Source organism: Pseudomonas sp. URMO17WK12:I9 (assembly GCF_900230165.1).
GTDB lineage: Bacteria > Pseudomonadota > Gammaproteobacteria > Pseudomonadales > Pseudomonadaceae > Aquipseudomonas > Aquipseudomonas fulva.
The window spans coordinates 106445-117381 of sequence record NZ_OCMQ01000001.1; the positions used below are offsets into that span (position 1 = coordinate 106445).

Here is a 10937-nt window from a genome sequence, read left to right on the forward strand (position 1 = left end):
AAAGGTTTGTCCCATGCGCTATATCAGTACCCGCGGCCAGGCACCGGCCCTGAACTTCGAAGACGTATTGCTCGCCGGCCTGGCTACCGACGGTGGCCTGTACGTCCCGGAAAACCTGCCACGTTTCACGCAGGAAGAAATCGCATCCTGGGCGGGCCTGCCGTACCACGAGCTGGCCTTCCGCGTCATGCGCCCGTTCGTCGAGGGCAGCATCGCCGATGCCGACTTCAAGAAAATTCTCGAAGAAACCTACGGCGAATTCGCCCATGCTGCCGTTGCCCCGCTGCGCCAGCTCAACAGCAACGAGTGGGTGCTTGAGCTGTTCCACGGGCCGACCCTGGCATTCAAGGATTTCGCCTTGCAACTGCTCGGTCGCTTGCTCGACCACGTGCTGGCCAAGCGTAACGAACGTGTGGTGATCATCGGTGCCACCAGCGGCGACACCGGCTCTGCGGCCATCGAAGGTTGCCGTCGGTGCGACAATGTCGACATCTTCATCCTGCACCCGCACCAGCGGGTTTCGGAAGTGCAGCGTCGGCAGATGACGACCCTCTTCGGCGAGAACATCCACAACATCGCCATCGAAGGCAATTTCGATGACTGCCAGGAAATGGTCAAGGCGAGCTTCGCCGACCAGTCGTTCCTCAAGGGCACCCGCCTGGTAGCTGTCAATTCGATCAACTGGGCGCGGATCATGGCCCAGATCGTCTACTACTTCCACGCAGCCCTGCAGCTTGGCGGCCCGGCCCGTTCGGTGGCCTTCTCGGTGCCCACCGGCAACTTCGGCGATATCTTCGCAGGCTACCTGGCACGCAACATGGGCCTGCCGATCAGCCAGCTGGTGGTGGCCACCAACCGCAACGACATCCTGCACCGCTTCATGAGCGGCAACCAGTACGTCAAGGAGCAGTTGCACGCCACCTTGTCGCCGTCGATGGACATCATGGTTTCGTCCAACTTCGAGCGCCTGCTGTTCGATCTGCACGGTCGCAACGGCGCGTCGATTGCCGAGTTGATGGCCAACTTCCGCCAAGGCGGCGGCTTCAGCGTCGAACAGGACCGCTGGACCGAGGCGCGCAAGCTCTTCGATTCGCTGGCCGTCACCGATGAACAGACCTGCCAGACCATCGCCGAGGTGTTTGAGACGACCGGCGAGGTGCTGGACCCGCACACGGCCATCGGCGTCAAGGCCGGTCGCGAGTGCCGCCGTAGCCTGGATACGCCCATGGTTGTGCTGGGTACCGCACACCCGGTCAAGTTCCCTGAAGCGGTCGAGCAGGCAGGCGTTGGCAAGGCGCTTGAATTGCCCGTGCACATGAGCGACCTGTTCAGCCGTGAAGAGCGATGCACCGTATTGCCCAATGACCTCAAGGCAGTACAAGGCTTCGTCAGCCAGCACGGCAATCGCGGCAAGCCGCTCTGACCTTGCAGGCTCCGGGTCGGGCCGATCCGGAGCCTCAGTGGTTTCGATGCATTAATTCAGAAAAATCCTATTCTGGCCGATCGTCATCGCGCCTAGATTAGCCGGTCCTCCCAGCAGGAGCGGCTCATGCAACAGCCCCATGTACTGATTCATCAGGTGCGCCCGTCCCACCAGATCCTTCTGCACCAGGCCCTCAATGCCCAGGGCGTGTTTCGGGTGCGGGTCTGTCAGGACAAGGCCGAGCTCGACGCGTGCCTTTCGGGCGCATTCTTCCCGGATTTATTGATTTTCGACCATGCCATGCCCACCCGCACAGGCATTGCGATACTCAAGCGGCTACCGCTGGCCTGCCCGGTGCTGTTCGTCGGTCAGGCAGGTGCCCGGCGACGCAACCTGGCTGATCAGGCCCGCGGTTTTGGCTTGCAAGTCATTGCGGAGTTGCCATGGCCATTGTCTTCCCCGGCCCTGCAAAGGGTGTTGCAAATACTGCCAAGCCCGTCCGAACGTGAAAGGTCGCAACCCATCAACGCACTGACGGCGCATTCAACAGCATGAAGGGTTAGAACTTTCCGCTTCGCTTGCAGGTCTGCTCCTTACAACTCATCAAGCAAGCGAGTAATCCGGATGGAACGAATCTGCAGACTGCTCAACCAAGCCCTCACCCCTTACCAGGCGCACTTGGGCCTGGCCGATAGCCACGGTAACCGGCAATTGACCGTCCACGACCACCTGGCCAGGGTGGTATTACAGCGCACGGTCAGCGAGCGTCAATTGCAGGAGCAACGTCTGCTGGTGGACATGGTCGATGGTCTGCACCGTGATCTGCAGATCGCCGAAGGGCGGCTGCAACCTTGCGTGATTGCTGCATTGCAGCAGCGTCAGCAACCTCAGGGAACCTTTGCCTGAGCGAGTCATCAGATTGATCAGTACAGCCGGCCACTGCTTTGCTCCCGCATGGCCACTGCTGTCGCTGGAAGCCCAAGGGCTTTCGCTTGACCCCGGACGTTCTTCCCCAGCGTCCGGGGTTTCTTTTTATCTGGGTTGGGGATCTTGAAGGTTGATCGGCCCAGCGGCGTGGCGCTCGTCCTGTTCAGGGCGTTCGGCGTGTGCCGCCGTGTGCTCGCTGAAGAAAGCGCGACTGTGTTCAAGGTAGTCCGCCCGCTGAGCGAGGTCGAGCCAATGCGCATACAGGTTCGGTAGCACCGTCTGGCGCAGCTGGGTCAAGACCTGATCGATGTGGGCCATGGCGGCTTGCCCTTGCGGGCTGGCCGAGCAGCCTACATGCAGGAATTGGTAGGGCTTCACACCCTGAACCGGGTGAAATTGGTAGTCAGCAGGCGATCCGCCCTGTTGCTGGATCAGATAGCGAACTTCCGGCCAGTAGCCGAGCACCAGGCGCAGTCGGCCCAAGCGTTGCATCTGCAGCAGGTTGGCGGTGGCCTGCGTGCCGTAGTGCCGGCTGACGGAGGCATCTGGCAAGTGGCTCAGCGTATCGTCGATCACAGCCCCGTAACTGCGCTCTGCCACTACCCCAAGGCGTAGCGATGGGTCGCTCAGCAGGCCTTGAAGATCGACCGCCTCACCGTCGAGGTGGGGCGCCACCAGGGCGTGGTTTTCCTTGCGCACGACCAGGCCGCTGGTTTGCACGCCCAGCAACGGGATGGAAAAGCGCACATAGCGAGCGCGCTCGGCAGTCCACAGCAGCATCGGATCACAGGTCAGGCTGCTGCTGTCCTGCAGCATCTGCAAGCCACGCGCACGATTGACCCGCACGGTGCTGTGGGCATATTCGGGCATCTGCTGGATCAGCTGCGGTAACAGCTGGTCGATCACCCCACGACCTTCTTCCGGGCCCTCGGATACGCTGAACGGTGGCAGATCGCGCATCAGCCACAGCAATCGCTCCTGAGCGCTTGATGGCACGCTCAGCAGTGCAGCCAGTAGGGCACCCGTCCATGCCAACCTAACGGGGCGCAGGCAATGGAACAGCGACAGGCTCAGACAGCGCCCGCCTGACGCAGGGCGGCGACGGCGGCCGCATCATAGCCCAGCTGGCTTAGCAGCTCGTCGGTGTGTTCGCCCAGTGCTGGCCCGACCCAATCGGCAGAGCCTGGGGTGTCGGATAGCTTTGGGACGATGCCCGGCATGCGCACTGCCTTGCCATCGGGCAGGCGCGCCTCCAGAAGCATCTCGCGCGCCAGGTACTGAGGGTCGCTGAACATGTCTTCGGCCGAGTAAATGCGGCTGGCCGGCACCTCGGCTGCGGTCAGGGCCTGCATAAGCTGCTCCAGTGGCAATCCGTTGGCCCAGCGATCGATGACCCCGTACAGCTCATCGCGGCGCAGGTCTCGCCCGTCATTGGTGGCCAGGCTCGGGTCCTCGGCCAGGTCGCTACGGCCGATGGTCAACATCAGGCGCCTGAAGATGGCATCGCCATTGGCGCCGATCTGTACATGCTTGCCGTCTGCGCTGGTATGGATGGAGGAGGGCGTGATGCCCGGCATGATGTTGCCCGTGCGCTCGCGGATGAAACCGAAGACGTCGAACTCCGGCACCATGCTCTCCATCATGGCGAAGATGGCCTCGTACAGCGCCACGTCGACCACCTGGCCCAAACCCCCGTTGACCTCGCGATGACGCAGGGCCATCAGTGCGCCGATCACCGCCCACAACGCCGCAATGGAGTCGCCGATGGAAATACCGGTGCGCACGGGCGGGCGATCCTCGAACCCAGTGATGTAACGCAAGCCACCCATGGACTCGCCCACCGCGCCAAAGCCTGGTTGCTCCTTCATGGGCCCGGTCTGGCCGAAGCCTGACAGGCGCACCATGACCAGCCGTGGGTTGAGCGCATGGAGCACGTCCCAGCCAAAACCGAGCTTCTCGAGCACGCCCGGACGGAAGTTTTCGATCAGGATGTCCGCCTCGGCCAGCAGTTTGCGCAGGACGTCGCGCCCGTCGGGGTGCTTGAGATTGAGGGTGAGCGAGCGCTTGTTGCGCGCCTGCACGAACCACCACAGCGAGGTGCCCTCGTAAAGCTTGCGCCACTTGCGCAACGGGTCGCCGCCGTCGGGCGATTCCACCTTGACCACCTCCGCGCCGAATTCGGCGCAGATGCGCGATGCGAATGGCCCGGCGATCAAGGTGCCGAGCTCGACCACTTTAAGGCCGGCGAGGGGTTTGCTTGACGTCGACATGGGGCATCCGTGGCAGCTATGAAGGGCGGTGTTTTTATCACAGCTGCGATGCGGCAGATACTGCCGCGGCGCAACCGTGGACTGGATCGGTTAGACTGTGCGACTTTTCTTCAGGCAAGAAGCACCCCGACCATGGCCCAGCCGTCCACCACCTACAAATTCGAACTGAACCTGACCGACCTCGACCGCAATGTCTACGAGAACGTCAAGCAGACCATCGCGCGGCACCCGTCGGAAACCGAGGAGCGTATGGCGGTTCGTCTGTTGGCCTATGCGCTGTGGTACAACGAAAACCTGACATTCGGCCGGGGGCTGTCGGACGTCGATGAGCCGGCGCTCTGGGAAAAGAGCCTGGACGACCGCGTGTTGCACTGGATCGAAGTAGGCCAGCCAGATGCCGATCGCCTGACCTGGTGCTCTCGCCGTACCGAACGCACCAGCCTGCTGGCCTACGGTAGTCTGCGTGTGTGGGAAGGCAAGGTGGTGAGCGCGGTGAAGAACCTCAAGAACCTCAGCATCGCGGCCGTGCCTCAGGAGGTGCTCGAGACCCTGGCCACCGACATGCCCCGCAGCATCAAATGGGATGTGATGATCAGCGAAGGCACGGTGTTCGTGACCGATGACCGTGGCCAGCACGAAGTGCAATTGCAGTGGCTGCTGGGGGAGCGTGGCTGAACCATCCCATGCGTATCGAATCTCGCCCGCTGCCCCCGACCCTGCCGTTTCTTGGCAACCTGCCACCCTTGCTGACGCGCCTGTACGCCGCCCGTGGCGTGCTAAGCGAGGCCGAGCTGGACAAGAGCCTGGCGCGCCTGCTGCCCTACCAGCAGCTCAAGGGCATGGACGCGGGCGTCGACCTGCTGGTGCAGGCCATCGACCAAGGCCAGCGCATTCTGATCGTCGGTGACTTCGATGCCGATGGCGCCACGGCCAGTACCGTCGGCGTGCTGGGTTTGCGCCTGCTCGGTGCGGCCCACGTGGACTACCTGGTACCCAACCGCTTCGAATACGGGTACGGCCTCACGCCGGAAATCGTCGAAGTGGCATTGCAGCGCCAACCGCAGCTGCTGGTCACGGTCGACAACGGGATTTCCAGCGTCGACGGCGTCGCGGCGGCGAAGGCGGCTGGCCTCAAGGTCCTGGTGACCGACCACCACTTGCCTGGCGAGGCGCTGCCGGACGCCGATGCCATCATCAACCCCAACCAGCCAGGCTGCCCGTTTCCGAGCAAGTCGCTGGCAGGCGTCGGGGTGATTTTCTACGTTCTCATGGCCCTGCGCGCGCGCTTACGCAGCCTGGGCCGCTACGACACCCGGCCGCAGCCGAACATTGGCGAACTGCTGGACCTGGTTGCCTTGGGCAGCGTAGCTGACGTGGTGCCGCTGGACGCGAACAATCGCATCCTGGTGCATCAGGGCCTGGAGCGCATTCGTGCCGGGCGCGCCCGGCCTGGCCTCAAGGCAATTCTGGAGGTAGCCAAGCGCGACCACCGGCGCATCACCTCCACCGACTTGGGTTTCATTCTGGGCCCGCGGCTGAACGCCGCCGGGCGCCTGGACGACATGAGCCTGGGTATCGAGTGCCTGCTCTGCGAGGATTATGCCCTGGCGTTGGACATGGCTCAGCAACTGGATGGCCTGAACCAGGACCGCAAGTCCATCGAACAGGGCATGCAGCGTGAAGCACTGGCCCAGTTGCGGGACTTGCCGGTCGAATCGATGCCCTATGGCCTGTGCCTGTTCGATGCAGAGTGGCACCAGGGCGTCATTGGCATCCTGGCTTCTCGCCTCAAGGAACGGTATCACCGCCCAACCATCGCTTTCGCCGATGCCGGTGACGGCATGCTCAAGGGCTCTGCGCGCTCCGTGCCGGGGTTTCACATCCGCGACGCGCTCGATGCGGTGGCCGCGCGCCATCCGCAGCTGATCAGCAAGTTCGGCGGCCATGCCATGGCGGCGGGGCTGTCCCTGCCCGAAGCCAACTATCCCGCGTTCGCCGAGGCCTTCGACCAGGAGGTCCGCCGCCAACTGTGCGAGGACGACCTCACCGGGCGACTGCTGTCTGATGGCAGTCTGGCGGTGGAGGAATTCCACCTGGACCTGGCCAAGGCGCTGCGTCAAGCCGGGCCTTGGGGGCAACATTTTCCGGAGCCGCTGTTCCACGGTGTGTTCCAGCTGGTCGAGCAGCGCGTGGTGGGTGAGCGCCATCTGAAAGTCGTGCTCAAAAGCGAGTGCGGCACGGTGCGCCTGGACGGCATCGCCTTCGGTATCGACCGCGAGGTTTGGCCCAACCCGACCGTGCGCTGGGTGGAGCTGGCCTACAAGCTGGATGTGAACGAGTTCCGCGGCAATGAAAGCGTGCAACTGATGATCGCCCACATGGAGCCGCGCTGAGCCAGGATCTGTGTGAAACGTTTCGAGAAGAGGCCTGGCTGTATTTAACCCAGCCTCACCGCGTATCGAGGCTTTTCACACAGCGCCCAGGGCATCACTGCCAAATCCCATGGAACCTTCCCCCTACCCAATCTGGTCTAGTCTGAACACAGACCGGTACCGGGCCAGGAATGTGTGAACGAGTGCCCGGCCGGATCACTTTGCAGCCATTGGGAGGTGCCCTCATGAGCATGCTGCTCGAGCCTTACACCCTGCGTCAGCTGACCCTGCCGAACCGTATCGCCGTATCACCGATGTGCCAGTATTCCTCGGTCGATGGCCTGGCCAACGACTGGCACCTGGTGCACCTGGGCAGTCGCGCTGTCGGCGGTGCGGGCCTGGTCGTCACCGAGGCCGTGGCGGTCACGGCCGACGGGCGCATCACCGCTGAAGACCTCGGCCTGTGGGAGGACGCGCAGATCGCCCCCTTGCAGCGCATCACCCGTTTCATCACCGCTCAAGGGTCCATCCCGGGTATCCAGCTCGCCCATGCCGGGCGCAAGGCCAGCACCTACCGCCCTTGGCTGGGCAAGCATGGCAGCGTCACATTGGAGGAGGGCGGCTGGCAGCCGGTCGGGCCGTCGAAGATCGCGTTCGATCCTGAGCACACCGTGCCCAGTGAGCTGACCCATGCGCAGATCCAGGACGTGGTGCAGGCCTTTGTCGCCTCGGCCAGGCGCGCGCTGGACGCGGGCTTCAAAGTGGTCGAGGTGCACGCTGCCCACGGTTACCTGTTGCACCAGTTCCTGTCGCCGTTGAGCAATCAGCGTCAGGATGAATACGGCAGCTGCTTCGAGAACCGCATCCGCCTGACCTTGCAGGTGGTCGAAGCGGTTCGCGCAGTCTGGCCGGCCGAGTTGCCATTGTTCGTGCGGGTGTCGGCCACCGACTGGGTGGAAGACGGCTGGAACCCGGACGAAACCGTCGAGCTGGCCCGGCGCCTGCGTGTGCTTGGCGTGGATCTGATCGATGTGTCTTCAGGTGGCACGTCCAGCAATGCCGAGATTCCGACCGGCCCTGGCTACGAGACCCGCTTTGCCGAGCGCGTGCGCAAGGAGTCGGAGATGGCCACGGGCACCGTGGGCATGATCACCGAGCCTGCCCAGGCCGAGCACATCCTGCGCACAGGCCAGGCCGACTTGATTTTCCTGGCCCGGGAGCTGCTGCGCGACCCGTACTGGCCGTTGCATGCAGACGACGACCTGGGCGGGCACCAGGCCACCTGGCCGGCGCAATACCAGCGGGCCACCAGCCGGTCGAGCCCAATTCACGAATCGGACCTGCGCGACTGAAAGGACGTGGATGCCGGCGGCGGGTGTGCAGGCACCGGCAAGCCGCCTCCGGCGATGCAACATCTGGAAGCAAATCCTCTGTGCCGTGTTGTGGGGCAAGTCTTAATCTGGCTGCTGACTTCCATGATGTGGAGATGCGCATGATGAATACCCGGGGTTTGCTTGATCAATTGCTCAAATCCGGCCAGCAACTGCTAGAAAAGCAGGCAGGCGGGGCCAAGACGGGTGCAGGCGCCGGCGGGCTCGGCGGGTTGCTGTCAGGCGCAGGTGGTGGCCTGCTTGGCGGCGGTGCGCTGGGCGTGTTACTCGGCAGCAAGAAAGCCCGCAAGTTTGGTGGCAAGGCGCTTACCTACGGGGGGCTCGCCGCGCTTGGCGTGCTTGCCTACAAGGCCTATGGCAACTGGCAGGCCCAGCAGGCCAACCAACAGACCCCCACCCCAGAGCCCCAGACGGTAGACCGCGTACCTGCGGCCCAGGTGGAGCAGCACAGCCAGGCGGTGCTGCGTGCACTGGTCGCTGCGGCCAAGGCCGATGGTCATGTGGATGAGCGCGAACGCGCGCTGATCGAGGGGGAGTTCACCCGCCTGGACGGTGACCGTGAAGTGCAGCAGTGGCTGCATGCGGAGCTCGACAAGCCGCTGGACCCGGCCGAGGTGGCCCGGGCGGCCCAGACGCCGGAAATCGCTGCCGAGATGTACCTGGCCAGCGTGATGATGGTCGATCAGGAAAACTACATGGAACGTGCTTATCTGGACGAACTGGCGCGCCAGCTGGGGTTGGCCCAAGGGTTGCGCGATGAGCTGGAAAAGCAGGCGCGGCAGGTCTGAGCCGCGCGTGCAGTTTTGGCCTGATCGGGAGGGTCACTGCGTTGTCTGGGCGTTCTGTCAGAACATGACACGCAATTCTGTAGGACGCCTGGGCTATACTTCGGCGATTTTTCCTGCTCGTAGTGAATCCCTGAGGGCTGAATGTGAAGAACTGGACGTTGCGCCAACGGATCCTGGCAAGTTTCGCCGTGATCATCGCCATCATGCTGCTGATGATCGTGGCGGCCTATTCGCGCTTGGTGACCATCGAATCTGCCGAGCAGGAAGTTGGGGCCGACAGCATTCCAGGGGTCTACTACAGCTCGATGATCCGCAGCGCATGGGTGGACAGTTACGTCACCAGCCAACAGTTGGTCGGGCTTTCTGACCGGCGCGAGATCAGCTCGGCCGACATGGAACTCTTCAAGAGTTTCGAAGACCGGCTCAAGCAACACATGGCCAGTTACCAGACCACCATTCGCGATGGCGAGGACCAGGCCCGCTTCGACGCCTTCGTGAAGCTGGAACAAGCCTACATGCAGAACGTCAACCAGGTGCTCAGTGCGTATCGCGAACGCAATTATGCCGAAGCCCAGCGTTTGATCTCCCAAGTGCTGACCCCCACCTGGGTCGAAGGGCGCAAGCACCTGAACGAGGTGATCGAACAGAATCGCCTGTCCGCCGACGCGGCCACCCGAGAAATCGTCAGCGCGGTGAACACGGCCAAGGGCAGCATGGTTGTGTCACTGTTGCTGGCCATCGTGGCCGCCGGTATTTGTGGCTTGCTGCTGCTGCGCGCCATCACCTCGCCCATGAGCCTCATCGTGACTGCGCTGGACAGGCTTCGCTCGGGTGACCTGAGCATGCGCCTGAACCTGGATCGCCAGGACGAGTTCGGCGCGGTTCAGGGCGGTTTCAATGAAATGGCCGAGGCGCTGGCCAATCTGGTGGCGCAGGCGCAGCGCTCGTCGGTGCAGGTCACTACCTCGGTGACGGAAATCGCGGCCACCTCCAAGCAGCAGCAGGCCACCGCCACCGAGACGGCCGCCACCACAACCGAAATCGGTGCCACGTCGCGTGAAATCGCCGCCACTTCCCGCGACCTGGTGCGCACCATGACCGAAGTCACCTCGGCCGCCGATCAGGCGTCGAGCCTGGCCGGCTCCGGGCAGCAAGGGCTGGCGCGCATGGAAGAAACCATGCACCAGGTCATGGGTGCGGCCGACCTGGTCAACGCCAAGCTGGGCATCCTCAACGAGAAGGCCAGCAACATCACCCAGATGGTCGTCACCATCGTCAAGGTGGCCGACCAGACCAACCTGCTGTCGCTCAACGCGGCCATCGAAGCCGAGAAGGCCGGGGAATACGGCCGCGGTTTTGCCGTGGTGGCCACCGAAGTGCGCCGCCTGGCTGACCAGACGGCGGTGGCGACCTATGACATCGAGCAGATGGTGCGCGAGATCCAGTCGGCCGTGTCGGCCGGGGTCATGGGCATGGACAAGTTTTCCGAAGAGGTGCGCCGCGGCATGTTCGAGGTTCAGCAGGTCGGTGAGCAATTGAGCCAGATCATTCATCAGGTCCAGGCACTGGCGCCGCGTGTACTGATGGTCAACGAAGGCATGCAGGCCCAGGCCACCGGTGCCGAGCAAATCAACCAGGCCCTGGCGCAACTGAGCGACGCCAGTACCCAGACCGTGGAGTCGCTGCGCCAGGCCAGTTTTGCCATCGACGAGCTGAGCCAGGTCGCCGCCGGCCTGCGCGGCGGCGTGTCGCGCTTCAAAGTCTGA

The 10937-nt window shown here is 63.4% G+C and carries 10 protein-coding genes; 8 read left to right on the plus strand and 2 right to left on the minus strand.

Annotated features, from left to right (window positions below; translation table 11 throughout):
* Positions 1-13: 13 nt before the first annotated feature.
* From thrC to CRP40_RS00445, 3 genes are all read left to right on the plus strand, one after another.
* On the plus strand, positions 14-1423 hold the full coding sequence (thrC, locus tag CRP40_RS00435; protein WP_027913825.1) for a threonine synthase: 1410 nt from the start codon (positions 14-16) through the stop codon (positions 1421-1423).
* A gap of 126 nt (positions 1424-1549) precedes the next feature.
* Positions 1550-1978, plus strand: a complete 429-nt coding sequence (locus tag CRP40_RS00440) for a response regulator transcription factor (protein ID WP_027913826.1) — start codon at positions 1550-1552, stop codon at positions 1976-1978.
* Between the two features lie 69 nt (positions 1979-2047).
* Positions 2048-2329 carry a DUF3509 domain-containing protein gene (locus CRP40_RS00445; protein ID WP_023534040.1) on the plus strand — a complete coding sequence of 94 codons (282 nt, stop codon included), beginning with the start codon at positions 2048-2050 and terminating at the stop codon, positions 2327-2329.
* Between the two features lie 126 nt (positions 2330-2455).
* On the opposite strand, the gene CRP40_RS00450 is transcribed toward CRP40_RS00445, so the two are convergent.
* Together CRP40_RS00450 and CRP40_RS00455 are read right to left on the minus strand one after the other, a co-directional pair.
* Complete coding sequence (locus tag CRP40_RS00450; protein ID WP_230396055.1) at positions 2456-3310, minus strand: TIGR02285 family protein; 855 nt, start codon at positions 3308-3310, stop codon at positions 2456-2458.
* A 110-nt stretch (positions 3311-3420) separates the two neighbouring features.
* Positions 3421-4620 carry a CaiB/BaiF CoA-transferase family protein gene (locus CRP40_RS00455; protein ID WP_027913827.1) on the minus strand — a complete coding sequence of 400 codons (1200 nt, stop codon included), beginning with the start codon at positions 4618-4620 and terminating at the stop codon, positions 3421-3423.
* A 132-nt stretch (positions 4621-4752) separates the two neighbouring features.
* Here CRP40_RS00455 and CRP40_RS00460 point away from each other — a divergent pair, with 132 nt between their 5' ends.
* The 5 genes from CRP40_RS00460 to CRP40_RS00480 all read left to right on the plus strand — a co-directional run bounded on the left by CRP40_RS00460 (position 4753) and on the right by CRP40_RS00480 (position 10937).
* On the plus strand, positions 4753-5295 hold the full coding sequence (locus CRP40_RS00460) for a YaeQ family protein (RefSeq protein ID WP_023534041.1): 543 nt from the start codon (positions 4753-4755) through the stop codon (positions 5293-5295).
* Positions 5296-5303: 8 nt separating this feature from the next.
* Complete coding sequence (recJ, locus tag CRP40_RS00465; protein ID WP_027913828.1) at positions 5304-7013, plus strand: single-stranded-DNA-specific exonuclease RecJ; 1710 nt, start codon at positions 5304-5306, stop codon at positions 7011-7013.
* A 224-nt stretch (positions 7014-7237) separates the two neighbouring features.
* Positions 7238-8344: an NADH:flavin oxidoreductase/NADH oxidase gene (locus CRP40_RS00470; RefSeq protein ID WP_027913829.1), complete on the plus strand. Its 1107-nt coding sequence runs from the start codon at positions 7238-7240 to the stop codon at positions 8342-8344.
* A 143-nt stretch (positions 8345-8487) separates the two neighbouring features.
* Positions 8488-9171 (plus strand): tellurite resistance TerB family protein, encoded by a 684-nt coding sequence (locus CRP40_RS00475; protein ID WP_027913830.1) that lies wholly within the window; start codon positions 8488-8490, stop codon positions 9169-9171.
* Positions 9172-9314: 143 nt separating this feature from the next.
* Positions 9315-10937: a methyl-accepting chemotaxis protein gene (locus tag CRP40_RS00480; RefSeq protein WP_027913831.1), complete on the plus strand. Its 1623-nt coding sequence runs from the start codon at positions 9315-9317 to the stop codon at positions 10935-10937.